General features: G+C 71.9%; 18 protein-coding genes and 1 tRNA gene. 9 read left to right on the forward strand and 10 right to left on the reverse strand.

Features of this window, described 5'->3' with window-relative positions:
• Positions 1 to 215: 215 nt before the first annotated feature.
• On the forward strand, positions 216 to 2,033 hold the full coding sequence (locus tag AB0N31_RS13295) for a prolyl oligopeptidase family serine peptidase (RefSeq protein ID WP_366058473.1): 1,818 nt from the start codon (positions 216 to 218) through the stop codon (positions 2,031 to 2,033).
• A gap of 129 nt (positions 2,034 to 2,162) precedes the next feature.
• Here AB0N31_RS13295 and AB0N31_RS13300 read toward each other — a convergent pair whose 3' ends face one another.
• A complete protein-coding gene (locus tag AB0N31_RS13300; protein ID WP_366058571.1) occupies positions 2,163 to 4,145 on the reverse strand; it encodes an NAD-binding protein in 1,983 nt (660 codons plus the stop codon).
• 298 nt (positions 4,146 to 4,443) lie between these two features.
• Between AB0N31_RS13300 and AB0N31_RS13305 the strand changes: the two genes are divergently transcribed.
• A complete protein-coding gene (locus AB0N31_RS13305) occupies positions 4,444 to 5,385 on the forward strand; it encodes a permease (protein WP_366058572.1) in 942 nt (313 codons plus the stop codon).
• On the forward strand, positions 5,382 to 6,113 hold the full coding sequence (locus AB0N31_RS13310; protein WP_366058474.1) for a TIGR03943 family protein: 732 nt from the start codon (positions 5,382 to 5,384) through the stop codon (positions 6,111 to 6,113). The genes AB0N31_RS13305 and AB0N31_RS13310 overlap by 4 nt, the downstream gene beginning before the upstream one ends.
• Positions 6,114 to 6,126: 13 nt before the next feature.
• Here AB0N31_RS13310 and AB0N31_RS13315 read toward each other — a convergent pair whose 3' ends face one another.
• The 4 genes from AB0N31_RS13315 to AB0N31_RS13330 all read right to left on the reverse strand — a co-directional run bounded on the left by AB0N31_RS13315 (position 6,127) and on the right by AB0N31_RS13330 (position 8,553).
• Positions 6,127 to 6,417 carry a zinc-ribbon domain-containing protein gene (locus AB0N31_RS13315; protein ID WP_366058475.1) on the reverse strand — a complete coding sequence of 97 codons (291 nt, stop codon included), beginning with the start codon at positions 6,415 to 6,417 and terminating at the stop codon, positions 6,127 to 6,129.
• 192 nt (positions 6,418 to 6,609) lie between these two features.
• Positions 6,610 to 6,683: transfer RNA gene (locus tag AB0N31_RS13320), tRNA-Pro, on the reverse strand.
• A 41-nt stretch (positions 6,684 to 6,724) separates the two neighbouring features.
• Complete coding sequence (locus AB0N31_RS13325; RefSeq protein ID WP_366058476.1) at positions 6,725 to 7,510, reverse strand: Pr6Pr family membrane protein; 786 nt, start codon at positions 7,508 to 7,510, stop codon at positions 6,725 to 6,727.
• Positions 7,511 to 7,626: 116 nt separating this feature from the next.
• A complete protein-coding gene (locus tag AB0N31_RS13330; protein ID WP_366058477.1) occupies positions 7,627 to 8,553 on the reverse strand; it encodes a metallophosphoesterase in 927 nt (308 codons plus the stop codon).
• A 240-nt stretch (positions 8,554 to 8,793) separates the two neighbouring features.
• On the opposite strand from AB0N31_RS13330, the gene AB0N31_RS13335 reads away from it, so the two are divergent.
• Positions 8,794 to 9,258 carry a GatB/YqeY domain-containing protein gene (locus tag AB0N31_RS13335; protein ID WP_366058478.1) on the forward strand — a complete coding sequence of 155 codons (465 nt, stop codon included), beginning with the start codon at positions 8,794 to 8,796 and terminating at the stop codon, positions 9,256 to 9,258.
• Positions 9,259 to 9,367: 109 nt separating this feature from the next.
• On the opposite strand, the gene AB0N31_RS13340 is transcribed toward AB0N31_RS13335, so the two are convergent.
• A complete protein-coding gene (locus AB0N31_RS13340) occupies positions 9,368 to 11,641 on the reverse strand; it encodes a transglycosylase domain-containing protein (RefSeq protein ID WP_366058479.1) in 2,274 nt (757 codons plus the stop codon).
• Positions 11,642 to 12,047: 406 nt separating this feature from the next.
• Between AB0N31_RS13340 and wblA the strand changes: the two genes are divergently transcribed.
• The gene (wblA, locus tag AB0N31_RS13345) at positions 12,048 to 12,386 is read left to right on the forward strand and encodes a transcriptional regulator WblA (RefSeq protein WP_324787120.1); all 339 of its coding nucleotides are present in this window, start codon (positions 12,048 to 12,050) and stop codon (positions 12,384 to 12,386) included.
• Between the two features lie 56 nt (positions 12,387 to 12,442).
• Here wblA and AB0N31_RS13350 read toward each other — a convergent pair whose 3' ends face one another.
• On the reverse strand, positions 12,443 to 13,783 hold the full coding sequence (locus tag AB0N31_RS13350) for an ArsA family ATPase (protein WP_366058480.1): 1,341 nt from the start codon (positions 13,781 to 13,783) through the stop codon (positions 12,443 to 12,445).
• The gene (locus AB0N31_RS13355) at positions 13,780 to 14,757 is read right to left on the reverse strand and encodes an ArsA-related P-loop ATPase (RefSeq protein ID WP_366058481.1); all 978 of its coding nucleotides are present in this window, start codon (positions 14,755 to 14,757) and stop codon (positions 13,780 to 13,782) included. Before AB0N31_RS13355 ends, AB0N31_RS13350 begins: the two co-directional genes overlap by 4 nt.
• A gap of 117 nt (positions 14,758 to 14,874) precedes the next feature.
• Here AB0N31_RS13355 and AB0N31_RS13360 point away from each other — a divergent pair, with 117 nt between their 5' ends.
• The 4 genes from AB0N31_RS13360 to AB0N31_RS13375 all read left to right on the forward strand — a co-directional run bounded on the left by AB0N31_RS13360 (position 14,875) and on the right by AB0N31_RS13375 (position 17,300).
• Entirely contained in the window at positions 14,875 to 15,033 is a 159-nt protein-coding gene (locus AB0N31_RS13360) for a DUF4177 domain-containing protein (protein ID WP_003967454.1), read from the forward strand.
• Positions 15,030 to 15,494: a RidA family protein gene (locus tag AB0N31_RS13365; protein WP_366058482.1), complete on the forward strand. Its 465-nt coding sequence runs from the start codon at positions 15,030 to 15,032 to the stop codon at positions 15,492 to 15,494. The genes AB0N31_RS13360 and AB0N31_RS13365 overlap by 4 nt, the downstream gene beginning before the upstream one ends.
• Positions 15,495 to 15,603: 109 nt before the next feature.
• Complete coding sequence (locus AB0N31_RS13370) at positions 15,604 to 16,473, forward strand: NUDIX hydrolase (RefSeq protein ID WP_366058483.1); 870 nt, start codon at positions 15,604 to 15,606, stop codon at positions 16,471 to 16,473.
• Complete coding sequence (locus AB0N31_RS13375; protein ID WP_366058484.1) at positions 16,470 to 17,300, forward strand: MBL fold metallo-hydrolase; 831 nt, start codon at positions 16,470 to 16,472, stop codon at positions 17,298 to 17,300. The genes AB0N31_RS13370 and AB0N31_RS13375 overlap by 4 nt, the downstream gene beginning before the upstream one ends.
• 20 nt (positions 17,301 to 17,320) lie before the next feature.
• Here AB0N31_RS13375 and AB0N31_RS13380 read toward each other — a convergent pair whose 3' ends face one another.
• Both AB0N31_RS13380 and AB0N31_RS13385 read right to left on the reverse strand, forming a co-directional pair.
• A complete protein-coding gene (locus AB0N31_RS13380; RefSeq protein ID WP_366058485.1) occupies positions 17,321 to 18,136 on the reverse strand; it encodes a nucleotidyltransferase domain-containing protein in 816 nt (271 codons plus the stop codon).
• 201 nt (positions 18,137 to 18,337) lie between these two features.
• Entirely contained in the window at positions 18,338 to 19,012 is a 675-nt protein-coding gene (locus tag AB0N31_RS13385; protein ID WP_020129286.1) for a Crp/Fnr family transcriptional regulator, read from the reverse strand.
• Between the last annotated feature and the right edge of the window lie 73 nt (positions 19,013 to 19,085).

Genomic DNA, 19,085 nt, shown 5'->3' on the forward strand with positions numbered 1-19,085 from the left:
TCCGCGGGGTGGGTGCGGGGTGGGCCGACGGGGCGAGCGCGCGGCCGGGGCGGCTCGGTCTGTCCACAGGGGCGGCCGGAGCGGTCCGGGTTCGTCCACATGCGCGGCCGCGGCGGCCGGGGTTTTCCACAGGTGCGGTCGTGGGCGGCCTCGTGTTTTTCCACAGGCTGGGGCCGTGGTGCTCCTTTGCCGGCGGAGGCGGGCAGTATGGGGCCATGACTGAGAGCAACGGGTCCGCCGCGCCGCAGCGGTACGAGGAGATGCCGGACTGGGAGAAGCGCTTCCGGGCGCCCCGGGTGTCGCTGCCCGAGTGGGCGGAGGACGCGCCGGACCGCTCCCTGTTCGTGTCGAACGCGACAGGGACGTACGAGCTGTACGCCTGGAACCGGTCCACCGGCGAACAGCGTCAGGTGACGAACCGGGCCAACGGTACGACGGACGGCGTGCTCTCCCCGGACGGCACCTGGATCTGGTGGTTCGACGACAAGGACGGCGACGAGTTCGGGGTCTGGCGCCGCCAGCCCTTCGAGGGCGGCGAGGACGAACTGGCGGCACCGGGCCTCGACCCGTCGTACCCGGCGGGCCTGGCCCTGGGCAGGGACGGCCGTACGGCGGTGGTGGGCCGCTCCACGGACGAGGACGGCACGACGATCCACGTGGCGCGGCTCGGCGAGGCGCCGGTCGAGCTGTACCGCCACCGCGAGTCGGCGGGTGTCGGAGACCTGTCCCACGACGGCACCCTGATCGCGATCGAGCACACCGAACACGGCGACGCGATGCACTCCGCGCTGCGCGTCCTGCGCCCCGACGGCTCCACGGTCGCCGAACTGGACGACACCGAGGGCGGCACCCGGGAACTGGGGCTCGAGGTGCTGGGCTTCGCGCCCGTCGACGCCGACACCCGCCTGTTGATCGGCCACCAGCGCCGGGGCCGCTGGGAGCCGCTCGTCTGGGACGTGGCGACCGGCGAGCAGACCGACCTGGCCCTCGATCTGCCGGGCGACGTGGGCGCGGAGTGGTATCCGGACGGTTCCGGGCTCCTGGTCTCGCACGGCTTCGAGGCCCGCAGCGAGCTGTTCCGCTACGACCTGACGAGCCGGGAGCTCGTGCGGGTGCCGACCCCGCCGGGCACGGTCTCGAGCGCGACGGCCCGCCCCGACGGCAGCGTGGAGTACCTGTGGTCGTCGGCGGCCGAGCCGCCCACCGTCCGCTCGACGACGGGCGAGCCGGTCCTGGACCCGCCCGGCATGAAGTCCCCGGGCTCGGTGCCGGTGGAGGACGTGTGGGTGGAGGGTCCCGGCGGCCGCATCCACGCCCTGGTCCAGAAGCCGGCCGGCACGAGCGGCCCCCTGCCCACCGTGTTCGACATCCACGGCGGCCCCACGTGGCACGACAGCGACTCCTTCGCGGCCGGCCCCGCCGCCTGGGTCGACCACGGCTACGCGGTCGTCCGCGTCAACTACCGAGGCTCCACCGGTTACGGCCGAGCCTGGACGGACGCCCTGAAGCACCGGGTCGGCCTGATCGAGCTGGAGGACATCGCAGCGGTTCGCGACTGGGCGGTGGCCTCGGGCCTGGCCGACCCCGACCGTCTGATCCTCACCGGCGGCTCCTGGGGCGGCTACCTGACCCTCCTGGGCCTGGGCACCCAGCCCGAGGCGTGGGCGCTGGGCATCGCGGCGGTCCCGGTGGCCGACTACGTCACGGCCTACCACGACGAGATGGAAGCCCTCAAGGCGATGGACCGCACGCTCCTGGGCGGCACCCCCGAGGAGGTCCCCGACCGCTTCACGGCTTCCTCCCCCCTGACCTACGTGGACCAGGTCAAGGCCCCCGTCTACATCTCGGCCGGCGTCAACGACCCCCGCTGCCCCATCCGCCAGATCGACAACTACGTGACCCGCCTGGAGAGCAGAGGAGCCCTCCACGAGGTCTACCGCTACGACGCGGGCCACGGCTCCCTGGTGGTGGACGAACGCATCAAGCAGGTCCGCCTGGAACTGCAGTTCGCGGAGAAACACCTGGACCACTGAGGAAACCTCGCCCCCGGCCCCCTGACACAGGGCTGCGGTGACCGGGGGCGGGCGCGCGACCCCCGCCGGTGTCCGGGGGCGGAGCCCCTGGGGACGGGCAGGGGCGGCGGGGGCGGGAAAAGAAGACGGCTACACCCCCGCCGCTCCCCTCCGCCGCCGCCCCAACAACTCCGCCAACCCCCGCCGCGTAGCGGCCAGCACCACCCGGTCCTCCCCCCGCAGCACGTACGAGTCGGGCAGATCCCACACCAGCCCCACCCCGACTCCGGCCCCCCGCCCCTCGTCCCCCGCCCCGGACGACTCCCGCCCGGTCCCCTCCAACGCCAACACCCGCCAGTACCCGGCCCGAAACGCCTCCCCCACCGTCTTCCCCACCAACTGCCCGTACCCCCCGACCTCCAGCGAAGCGAACAGCAACACCCGCCGCTCCACCGGAATCGCCCCCAGGATCTGCCGCCCCATCATCGCCCCCGCGAACGACGGCGCAGCCAGATGCGTCACGCTCCGACTCCGCGTCAACGCCTGCGGATGCGCCGCCCGCAACGTGCGGTACACCGCGGTCGCGAAGTCGTCGTCGTACAACCGCAGCACCACCCGCAGGTCGTGCCGTAGGGACCGCGCGTACAGAGCGGCCTCGAGGTTCGTCGTGTCGGAGCTGGTCACCGCCAGCAGCGCGTGCGCCCGATGAATCTTCGCCGCCTCCAGCACCCCCTCCTGCGTGACGTCCCCCAGCACCACCGGCACCCGCAACCGCCGCGCCACCGCGACCCCCCGCGCCTCCGGGGCGGCCTCCACGCACACCACGGGAATGTCCAGCTCCCGCAGCCGCGTCAGCACCCGCGTCCCGATCTTCCCCAGCCCCAGCAGCACCACGTGCCCACCCAGCCCCCGCGGCGGCCGCCGCAGCGCCCCGGCCGCCCGGAACGTCCCCAGCCCCTCCAGCACAGCCGCCAACAACACCGGCAGAAGCAGCAACCCCACGAGTCCGGAGAGCAGTTGAAGAACCTGCCGTTCGGTCGACTCCCCCACCGCCGGATCGTTGATCGCGAACAGATCCAGCAGCGTCAGATACACCGCCCCCAGCGGATGGACCCCGGTCACCAGCCACAACGCCACCGCGAGCGCGACGACACACCCCACGAGCCCCGCCAGCGACCACCGCAGCCGCCGCGAGAACAGGGAGGCGAACGGCGCCACGACCCCGACCCCCCGCCCGGAGGGCAACGCGGGCCCGGCCGAGTACGACACCTGTTCCAGCACGACGCTGCCCCGCCCGCTCGCGGCGGCGACCGTGGCCGCGTCCGGCAACAGCAGCGGCCCCTGCTCCCCGCTGGTCTCGGAACCGTCCGCGAAGGCGGGGTCGTTGCTCGTCGCGGACAGCAGGGCGAGCGTGGCCAGCCCTGGATCGGCGGCCCGTCCGGCTCCCCGGGCGGGCCGTTCGACGGCCCGCAGCAACAGCCCGTCCGTCTGGACGACCTTGCTGGTGCCGGCGACGGCGGTCGCGGCCAGCGCGGGCGCGGCGGTGTCGGCATCGGACAGTACGGTGGTGGAGGCGTCCCCCACCGCGGGCCCGCCGCCCCCGCCGACCGTCGCCAAGGCGGCGGCCTGGTCGAGGAGTTCCTCGATGTGCTGCCCCAACCGCCGGTTGTACAACCGCAGGACGAGCCGCAGCCGGGGGTTGAGCCGACGGGCGGTGAGGGCGGCACGGATGTTCGTCTCGTCGTCGTCGTAGACGAGCGCGAGCGCGGCCGCTCGTTCCACTCCTGCCTCGGCGAGCACGGCCTCGGTCGGTTCGACGGCCTCCAACACCCGCCCCGCGAAACCGGTTTCGCCGCTCCCCGCCGTACCGGCAACCGCGCCCGAACCGGCTCCCGTCCCCGCCGCAGTCCCCGTTCCCGCTCCCGTCCCCCCGCCGTTCCCGGCAGCCCGATTGACGGCAGCGCTCACCACCCGGTCGAGCAGCGCCACGGACACCGCGCGGGCGCGCCCCACGACAGGCGGCCGTACCGCCCGCTCGGAAGGCGGGACGACGAGCGTGACCTGCTCCTCGTACACCCCGCGCAACTCCGCGGCCAGCCGGTGCGCGAGCCCGTCATCGCCGCACACCACCATGTGTGCGCCGGACTCGCCCGGCGCCGGACCCTGATTCGGTAGACCAGCCACGAGGGGAAAGACTGCCTCACCGCGACGGGTGGTTCCAGATCCGCCCTGAACGGGCGGAGCCGCGAGCCCGTAAGAGAGGGGAGGGAGAACGACGCAACCCGGAGGTGCCCCACCCGTGGCCACGACCGAACAGGCCCCGAAGCAGCCGGGCACCCCGAACCCGCCGGGCACCCTCGACACGGTGGGTACCCCGGACCCGCCGGGCACCCCGAACGAGGACGGGAACGCGCCCCCCGCTCCCCGCCGCCTGACCTCCCCCCTGGCCCTCACCCTCCTCCTGCTCCTCGTGGTGCTGCTGCAGGCCCCCCTGCGCCGCGCCCTCTCCGCCCCGGTGATGCAGACCTGGACGACGGTGTTCGTGGCGGTGATGATCCAGGCGCTGCCGTTCCTCGTCCTGGGCGTCCTGCTGTCGGCGGCGATCGCGGTCTACGTCCCGCCGTCCTTCTTCGCCCGGGCCCTGCCCCACCGGCCCGCGCTGGCGGTCCCGGTGGCCGGCCTGGCGGGCGCGGTCCTGCCGGGCTGCGAGTGCGCGTCCGTACCGGTCGCGGGCGCGCTGGTGCGCCGCGGGGTGACCCCCGCCGCGGCGCTCGCCTTCCTCCTCTCCGCCCCGGCGATCAACCCGATCGTGCTGACGGCGACGGCGGTGGCGTTCCCCCGCAACCCGGAGATGGTCCTGGCCCGCTTCGTGGCGAGCCTGCTGGTGGCCTGCGCCATGGGCTGGCTGTGGCACCGCCTGGGCCGCACGGACTGGATGCGACCGCCGGCGCACGCACGGCACGAGGGCCGGAGCAGGGGCGAGGCGTTCTGGGACTCGACGCGCCACGACGTGATGCACGCCGGCGGTTTCCTGGTGGTGGGCGCGATGGCGGCGGCGACGCTGAAGGCGGTGGCCCCGGAGCACTGGCTGCGTACGGCGGCCGACAACCCGGCGGTGGCGGTGCTGTCGCTCGCAGTGCTGGCGGTGGTCCTGTCGATCTGCTCGGAGGCGGACGCGTTCGTGGCGGCGTCGCTGACGCAGTTCTCGCCGACGGCCCGGCTGGCCTTCCTCGTCGTCGGCCCGATGATCGACCTGAAGCTGTTCGCGATGCAGGCCGCTACGTTCGGCCGCGGCTTCGCCCTCCGCTTCGCGCCCCTCACCTTCGTGCTGGCGATCACCGGAGCGGTCCTGACCGGGGCGGTGCTGCTGTGAACCGCCAGGCCCAGTCGGCCGTCCTGTTCCTCCTCGGCGCGAGCCTGCTGCACGCGGGCACCACCGACCTCTACCTGCGCTACGTGAAGGCAAGCCTGCGCCCCCTGCTCCTGGCGGCGGGCGCGGTCCTGATCGCGACGGCACTGGCGACGGCCTGGTACGAATGGCGCGCGACGCGGCCGAAGGAGAGCGCCACCACCCCCCGGGCCCGCCACTCCCACCCCGAACCCCGCGTCTCCTGGCTGCTCGTCCTCCCCCTCCTCGCCCTGATCCTGGTGGCCCCGCCGGCCCTGGGCTCGTACAGCGCCACCCGCGCCGGTACGGCGCTCCAGGAGCCGCTGGCCTACCCGGCGCTGCCCGCCGCGGACCCCCTCCGCCTCAGCGTGGTCGACTACGCGGGCCGCGCGGCCTACGACGACGGCCGCACGCTCACCGGCCGCCGCATCCGGCTCACCGGCTTTCTGGCACTGGACCGCGACGGCACCCCGTACCTGGTCCGCATGGCCCTCAACTGCTGCGCGGCGGACGCCCAGCCGGTCAAAGTGGGTCTGACCGGCCGGATCCCCCCGGTGCTGCAGCCGGACACCTGGCTGGAGATCACCGGCACCTACACCCCGCACCGCGTCGAGGACCCCGTCAACGACGGCCCGATCCCCTTCATCGAGGTCACCGCGGCCAGGCCGACGCCCGCGCCGAAGGATCCCTACGACGAGACGTGGAACACCTGAAACGGCAGTGGCGTCAGGACTGGTACGGCTGCTGCTGCGGCTGCCCGTACGCCTGCCCGCCCTGACCGCCGACGGCCTGCGCCTGCAGGTGCTCGGCCTGCTCCTTCACCAGCTTCTGCTCCGCCCCGCAGAACGTGCACTGCGTGGCGTACTTCGTCGAGATCGGGAACAGCGGCACGAAGAACAGCGTGAACTTCGTGACGCGCTTCCGCAGCGTGTGCGCGGACGGATTACCGCAACGCCCGCACACCAGCGTCAGTATCGCGAGCTGGTACAGATACCCCTTGGTTCCAAAGATGATCATGTCGCCGGTCCTTTCCCGGTTCGTCGCCTCCCTCCCACCATGCGGGGAAGCAGCGTCTGACACCACACACGATGTCATCCCCCCGCAAGGGCCGTAGACCCGCGGGAACCGGTGGTCACGCAGACAGACACGCACACGAAACAGGTGAGCCGCCCACGGATTTCCGTAGGCGGCTCACCTGGTACTTCTCTGTCGGGGTGGCGGGATTTGAACCCACGACCTCTTCGTCCCGAACGAAGCGCGCTACCAAGCTGCGCTACACCCCGATGTCGCTGCTCTACTGCTTGTCGCGGCGACGTCGTTTACTTTAGCCCACCGGTGGCTGGAGACGAAATCCGGTTTTGCCGCGGTGGCGGACGGGGTTCGGGCGGGCGTGGTCGAGGGCGACCAGGAGGACGGCCAGGGCGTAGAGGGGGAGGCCGAGGAGGAGCGCGTCGGCCAGGGTGTGCTTGTAGCCGTGGGCCGCGGCGTCCAGGAAGGGGTAGAAGTAGCGGTCGGGGGCGCCGGCGGTGATCAGCGCGGCGCGGGCCAGGAAGAAGCCCAGATAGACCAGCGGGTAGACCAGCCAGGTCGCCGCCTGGCGCAGGTGCAGGTGGGCCGGGGCCGTCAGCAGCAGCCAGTCCAGGACGGCCGCCGCCGGGATCGCCGTGTGCAGGAGGTGATGGGTGACCGCGTGCCAGCCCGTCGGGGCGCCGGTCGTACCCGTCACCGAGTACGGACTCGCCGCGTCCGCCAGCAGCAGGTGGTACACCAGCCCGTTGACCACGGCGTAGAGCAGTGCCGCGCCCGTCAGGGCGGAGGGGAGGGGGCGGCGTGCCGTCCAGACGCGGCGGGCCGACGCCAGGGTGACCAGGGCCAGCAGGATCGTGCTCTGGACCGAGAAGTGGCTCAGCACCCGCAGTGGGCTGCCGAGCAGCAGTGCGAGGGTCACGGCACCGGTCGCCGTCCCCGCGACGAGCAGCCGGAGGACGCCCGCCGGCGGGCGGCGTGCCGGGGCCACCACCGCGGAGGCGGGAACGAAGGAGGGCAGGAGCGCGTGCGTCCGAGGGACCGCCGGCAGGTCCGGCATGTCCCTGGGTATCGGGGCGGTCATGCCTTCACGCTAGAAAGAAGGGATAAAAGGAGCGATACGGGTGGTCCGTTCGAGGGAAGCGCCTCTCCCTGCCTACCCGTCAGCCCTTGGCGTCCCAGGCCCCCGAACCCCTCCCCCTACTCCCTCCCCACCAACGTCAACAACGTCACCTCCGGCGGGCACGCGAACCGCACGGGTGTGTAGCGGTTGGTGCCGCAGCCGGCCGACACGTGCAGGTAGGCCGTCCGGCTCTCCGCCGTGTGGGTGGACAGGCCCTTCACCCGGTCCGTGTCCAGGTCGCAGTTGGTGACGAGGGCGCCGTAGAAGGGGATGCAGAGCTGGCCGCCGTGCGTGTGGCCGGCCAGGACCAGGGGGTAGCCGTCCGCGGTGTACGAGTCCAGGACGCGTAGATACGGCGCGTGCACGACGCCCATCGAGAAGTCCGCCGTCTCCGACGGGCCGCCGGCCACCTGCGCGTACCGGTCCCGCTTGATGTGCGGGTCGTCCAGTCCCGTCAGCTCGACCGACACGCCCTCGACCTTCAGGGTGCCGCGGGTGTTGGTCAGGTTGAGCCAGCCCGCGCCGTCGAATCCGTCGCGCAGGTCCTCCCACGGGTTGTGGACGACGTCGACCGCGGGCGCGTTGCCGTTCAGTCCGTGCCGGCCCTGGGCCTTCTCGAACAGGTAGCGGGCGGGATTGCGCAGCTTGGGGCCGTAGTAGTCGTTGGAGCCGAAGACGTACGCCCCCGGGAACTCCATCAGCGGGCCGAGCGCGTCGAGGACCTCGGGGACGCCCTCCGGGTCGGACAGGTTGTCGCCGGTGTTGATCACGAAGTCGGGGCGCAGGCCGGCCAGCGAGCGCAGCCAGCGCTGCTTCTTGCGCTGGCCGCTCACCATGTGGATGTCGGAGACCTGCAACACGCGCAGGGGGCGCATCCCGGCGGGCAGGACGGGGACCGTCACCCTCCGGAGGCGGAAGGAGCGGGCCTCGAAACCCGCCGCGTACACCAGACCGGCGGCGCCAGCCGCCGCGATGGACAGAGGTACTCCGTATCGCGCGCGCATACGACCATCGTGTCAGACCCGTTCGGCGGCCAGGACCCCACCGTCCCCGGAACCTCCCTGAGACGCCCCTCAGTTGTCCCTGACCCTGGCGTGCCCAACCTGCGTGCCCCCTGACGCGCCCCCGAAAGGACGCCGATGGCCTCGCGGGGGGCCCGCCGCCGGTGGGCCGGCGGGCAGCCGTCGGCGAGCGGGCGTAAATGAAGGGGCGACGTTCCGTCCGCACCTGCGACAATCACCCTCATGACCACGCTCAAGTCGAAGCTCAAGGAAGACCTCAACGCTGCGATCAAGGAGCGCGACGAGCTCCGCTCCTCGACGCTCCGGCTGACCCTCACCGCGATCACGAAGGAAGAGGTCGCGGGCACCACCAAGCGCGAGCTCTCCGACGACGAGGTGCAGAAGGTGATCAGCCGCGAGGCGAAGAAGCGCCGCGAGGCCGCGGACGCCTTCGCGCAGGGTGGTCGCGCGGAGTCGGCCGAGCGGGAGCGGGCGGAGGGCGAGATCCTCGCCGCGTACCTGCCCAAGCAGCTCAGCGACGACGAGCTGGAGGTCATCGTCACCCAGGCCGTCGCGGAGGCCAGGGCGGCCGGTGCCGAGGGGCCGCGGGCGATGGGGGCCGTCATGAAGATCGTGAACCCGAAGGTGGCCGGTCTGGCGGAGGGCGGCCGCGTCGCCGCCGTGGTCAAGAAGGCCCTCGCGGGCTGACCTGACCCGTCGCAGGACACCTGGACCCTGCGCCCAGCAGTGACGGCCACGGCCCCTGCCCCCCTCGGAAGGGGGCAGGGGCCGTGGCCGTGGAAGAGGTGTCCGGGCCTCAGCCCCGTCCTCCGCCCCCGTTCCCGCCGTTCCCGTTGCCCTGTCCCTGGAACAGGCCGCCCGGGAGGGTGATGCCGCCGGAGGTGTCGCCCGTCGTGCCGCCGTCGACGAGACCGCCGATGAAGCCCGAGTCGCCGTTGTTCCCGTCGTCGTTGCCGCGGCCGTTGTCGCCGCGGTCGTCCTCCTTGGGGTCCTTCTCGCCGCTCGGGATGCTGATGAGGTTGAAGGAGGGGGCCTCCTTGCCCTCCAGCGCGCCGGTCATGGCGTCCCGCCAGATCGGGCCGGGGGTGTCACCGCCGTAGACCTGGGCGTGGTAGGTGCCGCCGATGGAGATGTTGGTCATCTTGACCTTCTGGGAGGCGCTGCCCACCCAGACGGCGCCCGAGAGGTTCGGCGTGTAGCCGACGAACCAGGCGTTCTTGCGCTCGTCCGTCGTACCCGTCTTGCCGGCGTTCGCACGACCGGACAGACCGGCCTGCTTGCCCGTGCCGGAGTCCGTCACACCGCTCAGCAGCGTGTTGACGCTGTCCGCGGTCTTCTCGCTCATCGCGCGCGAGCAGGTCGACTTCGGGACCTCCAGCGACTTCTTCGCGCCGCCCACGGTCTGGGTGATCGACTCGATGGCGACCGGCGTGCAGTACATCCCGCGGCTGGCGAAGGCGGCGTAGGCGCTCGCCATGGTCAGCGGCGAGAGGCCGGTCGAACCGAGGGTCATCGAGGACGGCACCTCGGGCACCTTGTCGCCGTTGCCCTGGACGACACCGAGGGCGTCGGTCATCTTCACCACGGGGCACATGCCGATGTCGCCGAGCATCTCCACGAAGTAGGTGTTGACCGACAGCTCCATGGCCTCCTTCAGCGCGAAGGGCCCGACCTCGGTCTCGGCCTCGTTCTCCAGGGTCTCGTTGTTGGTGTTGACCCAGGGCTTCCCGCTGCACGTCTGGACCTGCTGGGGGTACGGCATCTGGTACGGCGCGGGGTACGACTGCGTCGGCGGCTTGCCCTGCTCCAGGGCGGCCGCGGCCACGAACGGCTTGAACGTCGAGCCGGTCGGGAAGCCGAAGTTCGACCCGCCCATCGCGGCGTTGACCGAGAAGTTGTACTCGGTCTCGTTCTTGCCGTAGCCGTACGGCTTCGACTGGCCCATCGCGAGGATCTTGCCGGTGCCGGGCTCGACGAGCGTGGCGGCCGCGGCCACCTTGTCCGACTTGTAGACGTGGTCCTTCAGCGAGTCCTGCACGGACGCCTGAGCCTGCGGTTCGAGCGTCGTGCGGATGGTCAGGCCGCCGCGGTTCCAGATCTTGGCGCGCTCCTCCTTCGTCTTGCCGAAGACCGGGTCGCTGAGGAAGACCCGCTCGACGTACTTGCAGAAGAAGCTGGCGCCCTGCACGGCCGTGATGCAGCCGTTCTTCGGCTGGGTCACCTTCAGGCCCAGCGGTGCCCGCTTCGCCTCGTCGGCCTCGGCCCGCGAGACGTCCCCGACCTCGGCCATGCGCTCCAGCACGACGTTGCGGCGCTTGACGGCCTCGGCCTCGTCGTTGACGGGGTCGTACCGGCTGGGCGACTGGACGATGCCGGCCAGCATGGCCGACTCGGGGAGGGTCAGCTCCTTGGCGTGCTTGGAGAAGTACCGCTGGGACGCGGCCTCGACGCCGTAGGCCTGCTGGCCGAAGAAGGTGATGTTCAGGTAGTTCTCGAGGATCTTCTTCTTGCCCAGCTCCTCCTCGACCTGGATCGCGTACTTCAGCTCGCGGATCTTCCGGCCGATGGTCTGCTGGGTGGCCTGCGCGACCTTCGTCGGGTCGTCACCGGCCTCCTCGACGAAGACGTTCTTCACGTACTGCTGCGTGAGCGTCGAGGCTCCCTCGGAGACACCACCGCTCTGCGCGTTCTTGTTGAGGGCGCGCAGGACGCCCTTCAGGTCCACCGCGCCGTGCTGGTAGAAGCGGGAGTCCTCGATCGCGACGATCGCCTTCTGCAGGTACGGCGAGATGTTCTTGAGGTCGACGACCGTGCGGTCCCGTGAGTAGACCGTGGCGATCTGGTCGCCCTCGGCGTCGAGGATCGTGGTGCGCTGGCTCAGCGGCGGCGTCTTGAGGTTCGCGGGGAGTTCGTCGAAGGACTCCACCGACCCCTTCGCGGCCAGTCCCAGCGCCCCGACCGCGGGCAGCGCGATGCCGGCCAGCACGGCTCCCGCGAGCACACTGACACCGAGGAACTTGGCGGCCTGCTGGGTCGCCGTCAGACCACCGCCCGAGCTCTTCTTTGGCATGAGGGCAGCCTACGTTCTCATTCGCCGGACACGCGTCAATGCCTTGGCCTAAGCTGCTCTCAACTGTCACAGCAGCAGGGCTACGTATCAATACGTCCGGCGACCCTGAATCGTTCCGGAGGTTCCTCGCTTTCTGATGGGGGCGTGTCCGAATCCGCCTTGTGTGTCAACCGGCGTCCGTTGTGACTCAAGCAAACCGTCCCGATTCGCCGGGATGGTCGCACATGTCGCAGGCTCACTCCCCCGGGTGATCTGCCGCTTACGCATAGTCCGTTCGGACCATTCAAGATTGGGCCCGAAGGGGGTGTTGCGCTGTGCCCACCTTCCGTAACGTCCTCAACTGGCGGCGGTGAATATGCCGCTGCCGCCGTGGGGGAGCCTCGATTCGGGAGAGGACGGCGCCGGTATGGGCTGGGTAACCGACTGGAGTGCGCAGGCCGCCTGCCGCACTACTGATCCGGATGAATTGTTCGTTCAGGGAGCAGCGCAGAACAGGGCCAAGGCGGTGTGCACCGGATGCCCGGTGCGCACCGAGTGCCTGGCGGACGCGCTCGACAATCGCGTCGAGTTCGGCGTGTGGGGAGGCATGACGGAGCGCGAGCGCCGCGCATTGCTGCGCAGGCGGCCGACCGTGACCTCCTGGCGCCGGCTCCTGGAGACCGCGCGCTCGGAGTACGAGCGCGGAGCGGGCATCGTGCCGCTCGACGACGACCAGGTGTACGAGAACTACGCGGCGGTGGGCTGAGGGTTTTGTCCCCTGGTGGGTCCCCGCTGAGGGGGTCCGTCCCCCAGTGGGTCTCCTCAGACCTCCGTCTCGGGCAGCTCCGGCCGATTGGCCGCGAGCCGGTCTCCGATGTCCCGCAACCCCGCCAGGTCGTGTACGTCGCCGGCCAGCGCGGCCACCTCGACGACCGCGACCTCGGGATGCAGCGAGGCGAAGCGGTCCCACGTGTGCTGCTCCCGGGAGAGCAGGTGCATACGATCGGCGTGCAGCCTCAGCAGGCCTGCGGTGAGCTGGTCGGCGGACCGCTCCGGGGCGGGGCCGGTGGGGGAGTCGCCGTCGGTGCCACTGTCGGCGGCCGGTGTCCCTGGAGCGGTTGCTTCTGAACTGCCGTACGTGTCGGGGGAGTTACGAAGTCCAGCTTTCCCACCGTCCTGATCCACAATGCGGGGTTCCTCAAGATTTTCGGCAGCGGCGAGCGCCCGCTCGGCGGACAGCTGGGCGGCGCCGCTGCCATGGACCCGGTTGAGCACCAGCCCGGCCAGCGGCATCTTCTCGGTGGCCAGCCGCTCCACGAAGTACGCCGCCTCCCGCAGCGCGTCCCGCTCGGGTGCCGACACCACCAGGAACGCCGTCCCGGGCGCCTGGAGAAGCTTGTACGTGGCGTCGGCACGCGTGCGGAAACCGCCGAAGGTCGTGTCCATCGCGGACACGAACGTCTGGACGTCCTTGAGCAGTTGGCCGCCGAGGAGCTTGCCGAGGGTGCCGGTCATCATCGACATCCCGACGTTGAGGAACTTCATCCCCGCGCGGCCGCCCAGCTTGGCCGGGGCCGTCAGCAGCCGGATCAGCCGTCCGTCCAGGAACGACCCGAGCCGCTTGGGCGCGTCCAGGAAGTCCAGCGCGGAGCGGGACGGCGGCGTGTCGACGACGATCAGGTCCCACTCGTCCCGCGCCCGCAGCTGCCCCAGTTTCTCCATCGCCATGTACTCCTGCGTGCCGGCGAAGCCCGCGGAGAGCGACTGGTAGAAGGGGTTCGACAGGATCGAGGCCGCCCGCTCGGCGTCCGCGTGCGCCTCGACGACCTCGTCGAAGGTGCGCTTCATGTCGAGCATCATCGCGTGCAGCTCGCCGTCCCCCTCGACGCCCTTCACACGGCGGGGCGTGTTGTCGAGCGAGTCGATGCCCATGGACTGCGCGAGCCGGCGCGCCGGGTCGATGGTGAGGACGACCACCTTGCGGCCCCGCTCGGCCGCCCTCAGGCCCAGCGCCGCCGCGGTCGTCGTCTTGCCGACCCCGCCCGCACCGCAGCACACCACGATGCGGGTCCCCGGATCGTCGAGCAGGGGGTCGACGTCCAGGGTGCGCGCGGGGGAGAGACGGCGAGAGCCCTCCTGGGCCCGAGGCTGGTCCGCACTCATGACATCCCCTGCTTCCGCAGCTCGCCGGCGAGTTCGTACAGGCCCGCCAGGTCCACGCCCTCGGCGAGCATCGGCAGTTCGTGCAACGGCAGACCCAGCTCGCCCAGTACGGCTCGCTGCTCGTGCTCCAGCGCATACCGCTCGGCGTACTCGTCGGCCTGGGTCAGGAGCGGGTCCACCAGCCGCTCGGCGTGCCCGCCCCGGCGCGCTCCGCCCAGTCCCGCGACGGACAGCGACCGCGCAACAGAGGAACGCGCCACCGTCCTGACGAGTTCCAGCCCGTCCGCGTCCAACACCTCCGGCCGGACCATGTTGACGATGACCCGCCCCACGGGAAGCTTCGCGGCCCGCAGTTCGGCGATGCCGTCGGCGGTCTCCTGGACCGGCATCTCCTCCAGCAGCGTCACCAGGTGCACCGCCGTCTCCGGGGACTTCAGCACCCGCATCACGGCCTGCGCCTGGTTGTGTATCGGGCCGATCCGGGCGAGGCCCGCGACCTCGTCGTTCACGTTCAGGAAGCGGGTGACGCGGCCCGTGGGCGGGGCGTCCATGACGATGTGGTCGTACACGAACCGCCCGTTCTTGTCCTTCCTGCGCACGGCCTCGCACGCCTTGCCGGTGAGGAGCACGTCCCTCAGGCCCGGCGCGATGGTGGTGGCGAAGTCGATCGCGCCCAGCTTCTTCAGGGCGCGGCCCGCGCCGCCCAGTTTGTAGAACATCTGGAGGTAGTCCAGAAGGGCCAGTTCGGGGTCTATGGCCAGGGCGTACACCTCCCCGCCCCCGGGAGCGACGGCGATCTTCCGCTCCTCATAAGGCAGCGCCTCCGTTTCGAAGAGCTGCGCGATGCCCTGGCGGCCCTCGACCTCGACGAGAAGCGTCCGCTTCCCCTCGGTCGCGAGAGCCAACGCGAGAGCGGCGGCGACCGTGGTCTTTCCGGTCCCGCCCTTGCCGCTGACGACCTGGAGCCTGCTCACGTCTTCGAGCGTAACCAGTCGGCGCGCGAGTCAATCGGGAGGCTGTGGACAACCGGTGTCCGATCGGCCACATGGCCGGGGACCGGACCCCGCCCTCGCAGCGGATAAAGTCGGCCCATGACCAAGTGGGAATACGCAACCGTGCCGCTGCTCGTGCATGCCACGAAGCAGATTCTGGACACCTGGGGCGAGGACGGCTGGGAGCTCGTCCAGGTCGTGCCCGGCCCGAACAACCCCGAGCAGCTCGTGGCCTACCTGAAGCGGGAGAAGGCGTGAGCGCGGTCGAGGCGAGGCTCGCCGAGCTGGGCCTGACCCTGCCCGCGGTCGTGCCGCCCCTCGCGGCCTACCAGCCGGCCGTGCAGTCCGGCCCGTACGTGTACACGTCGGGCCAGCTGCCGATGGTGGACGGCAAGCTCCCGGTCACCGGCAAGGTCGGCGCGGAGGTCACCCCCGAGGAGGCCAAGGACCTGGCCCGCACCTGCGCCCTGAACGCCCTGGCCGCCGTCAAGTCGGTCGCCGGTGACCTGGACCGCATCGCGCGCGTGGTGAAGGTCGTGGGCTTCGTGGCGTCGGCCACCGACTTCACCGGCCAGCCCGCCGTCCTCAACGGCGCGAGCGAGCTGCTGGGCGAGGTCCTCGGCGACAAGGGCGTGCACGCGCGCAGCGCGGTCGGCGTCGCGGTCCTGCCCCTGGACGCGCCCGTCGAGGTGGAGATCCAGGTCGAGCTGGCGCAGTAGCCGGCCGGCCTGTCCGGTGGACGCCGGCCGGCCGGGGCCGTGCCACCGGCGTACCGTCTGACCTCGGGCACCTCTCGAACATTCGCGTGTCACGGGATAGCCTCCGGCCATGGCGAATGGGCAGTGGTTTCCCCCGGACTGGCCGCAGCGCATCCGTGCGCTCGCGGACGGCACACTCACCCCGGTCGCCCCGAAACGCGCGGCCACGGTGATGCTCCTGAAGGACGCCGGCAGCGGCCCCGTCGTCCACATGCTGCGCAGACGCGCCTCCATGGCCTTCGCCGGAGGCGCGTACGCGTATCCGGGCGGCGGAGTCGACCCGCGTGACGACGACCGGCACGTGCGCTGGGCGGGCCCCACGCGTGCCTGGTGGGCCGAGCGGCTCGGCGTCGACGAGACGGCGGCCCAGGCCATCGTGTGCGCGGCCGTACGGGAGACGTACGAGGAGGCCGGTGTGCTGCTCGCCGGGCCGACCCCCGACTCCGTCGTCGGCGACACCACCGGCGACGACTGGGAGACCGACCGGGCCGCCCTCGTCGCCCGCGAGACGTCCTTCGCGGAGTTCCTCGACCGGCGCGGGCTGGTGCTGCGCTCCGACCTGCTGGGCGCCTGGACGCGCTGGATCACCCCGGAGTTCGAGCCCCGCCGCTACGACACCTGGTTCTTCGTCGCCGCGCTCCCCGAGGGCCAGCGCACCCGCAACGCCTCCACGGAGGCCGACCGCACGGTCTGGATCCGCCCCGCCGACGCCGCCGCCTCGTACGACGAGGGCGAGCTGCTGATGATGCCGCCCACGATCGCGACCCTGCGCCAGCTGCTGCCGTACGGCACGGCCGCCGAGGCGCTGGCCGCCGCACCCGCACGCGACCTCACCCCCGTTCTGGCGCGGGCCCGTCTCGAGGACGGCGAGGTCGTGCTGTCCTGGCCGGGCCACGACGAGTTCACCAAGCACATCCCGGCCGGTGGAGGCCCCGCATGACCGACGCAGCCGCCCTGCCCGGCAGGCCCCGCGGCCGAGTCCTCTCGGGTCCCGCCACCCCGCGCGCGGTCAACGTCCTCGCCCCGAACGCCTCCGCGATGACCCTGGACGGCACGAACACCTGGCTCGTCTCCGAGCCCGACTCGGACCTGGCCGTCGTGATCGACCCGGGCCCGCTGGACGAGGGGCACCTGCGCGCGGTCGTCGACACCGCCCGGAAGGCCGGCAAGCGCGTCGCCCTGACCCTGCTCACCCACGGCCACCCCGACCACGCCGAGGGCGCCGGCCGCTTCGCCGAGCTGACCGGCACGAAGGTGCGGGCCCTGGACCCGGCGCTGCGGCTGGGCGACGAGGGCCTGGCCGCCGGTGACGTGGTCACGGTCGGCGGTCTGGAGCTGCGGGTCGTCCCGACGCCGGGCCACACCGCCGACTCCCTCTGCTTCCACCTGCCTGCCGACCGCGCCGTCCTGACCGGCGACACGGTCCTCGGCCGCGGTACGACGGTCGTGGCGCACCCCGACGGCCGCCTGGGCGACTACCTGGACTCCCTGCGACGGCTCAGGTCCCTCACGGTCGACGACGGCGTCCACACCGTCCTGCCGGGCCACGGACCCGTCCTGGAGGACGCCCAGGGCGCCGTCGAGTTCTACCTCGCCCACCGTGCCCACCGTCTCGCCCAGGTGGAGACGGCCGTGGAGGACGGTCTCCGCAGCCCCGCCGAGGTCGTGGGCCACGTCTACGCGGACGTGGACCGCTCCCTGTGGCCGGCGGCGGAGCTGTCGGTACGGGCCCAGCTGGAGTACCTCCAGGAGCACGGCCTCATCTAGGGCGTGTTTCGAAGGTCCCGTCAGTCCGGCCTCGGTGTCTTCACGCCGTGCACGCGCGCGTACGTGTCCGCCAGCCAGGGCCCGAGATCCTCGACGTACTCCTGCAGCACGTCGGCGTCCCCGGTCGGCTCGTATCCGCGTACGGCCGCCGCGCGGAGCTGTTCCGCGCGCGCGGGGTGGTACGCGGCGAAGGCCTCCGCCATCTCGTGCAGGTCGCTGGTCCAGCCGTTCCAGCGGGGCATGACCAGGGTGAAGGCGGTGCGCACGAGGTGCCGGGACATGAACCGGACCAGCGGCAGCCGGGCCGCGTCGGTGTCGTCCGCCTCGGCGATGCGCGCGCGCCAGCGCGGGAGGAGCAGCGCGAGGTCACCGTTGGTCTCCCGCGCGAGCAGGGAAGTGGGCCGGTAGCGGGGCAGGTGCCCGGCCAGGTCCTCGCCCAGCAGCGGCGTGCACAGGCACGCCACGAACCAGCCCAGGTCGTACCGCTCGGCGTCGCCCAGCAGCCGGGCGCGGCCGTGGAGCAGCGTGCCGACCCCGTCGATCTGCGGGTACTCCCGGTCGAGGGCCTCGCCGAGGGAGCGGACGCCCGCCCGGTCCGCCTCGGTGGGCTTCTCGTGCAGCGCGACCAGGAGGTCGAGGTCGCTGCGCCCCACGCGCGCGGTGCCACGGGGAACCGACCCGTACAGATACGCGCTGTGCAGCCGCTCCCCGAACAGGTGCGGCAACCGGTCCCGTGCCGCGGCGACGACGGGGCGGAAGACGTGCGGCACGCGCGCGAGGGAACCTTCGCGTGCGATGAATCCCTGGGCGTCCAGACCTGGACGGATGTCGCTCATGGGGCCACTGTGCTGCGGGAGGCGGCGACAGACCTCACCTTTTTCACCCGTGCCGAGGGCAGGGCCCGCCCGGTGCACGAAACCGAGGCCGTCAGGCGCGCGGGGGCCCGGGGACGGCCCCCTTCCCGGCAATGCCCACACCGACAGCCCGAGCCCGCCGACGGTCGCCCGCGCGAACACGCCGTCGGCCGGACCCGGCGGTCAGCGGGACCGCTTGGCCAGTCGCTCCACGTCCAGCAGGATGACCGCCCGCGCCTCCAGGCGGAGCCACCCGCGCTGCGCGAAGTCGGCCAGCGCCTTGTTCACGGTCTCGCGGGACGCGCCGACCAGCTGGGCCAGCTCCTCCTGCGTGAGGTCGTGGACGACGTGGATGCCCTCCTCGGACTGCACGCCGAAGCGGCGGGACAGGTCCAGCAGGGCGCGCGCGACGCGGCCGGGAACATCGGAGAAGACCAGGTCGGACATGGCGTCGTTGGTCTTGCGCAGGCGCCGGGCGACGGCGCGCAGAAGCGCGGTGGCCACCTCGGGGCGGGCGTTCAGCCAGGGCTGGAGGTCGCCGTGGCCGAGGCCGAGCAGCTTGACCTCGGTCAGCGCGGTGGCGGTCGCCGTCCGCGGGCCCGGGTCGAAGAGCGACAGCTCGCCGATCAGCTCGCTGGGGCCGACCACGGCCAGCATGTTCTCGCGGCCGTCCGGCGACGTGCGGTGGAGCTTGACCTTGCCCTCGGTGACGACGTAGAGCCGGTCGCCGGGGTCTCCCTCGTGGAACAGGGAGTCGCCACGGGCGAGCGTCACCTCGCTCATGGAGGCGCGGAGCTCCGCGGCCTGCTCGTCGTCGAGTGCCGCGAAGAGCGGGTTGCGCCGGAGGACGTCGTCCACGAGTTCTCTCCTTGTCGACCTGCTCAGGGGATCTTGCTCCCCCGTGTGCCAGGGGTCCGTGTTCCCCATTTTG

Origin of the sequence: Streptomyces sp. NPDC051051, assembly GCF_040682975.1 — a bacterium.
Classification (GTDB): domain Bacteria; phylum Actinomycetota; class Actinomycetes; order Streptomycetales; family Streptomycetaceae; genus Streptomyces.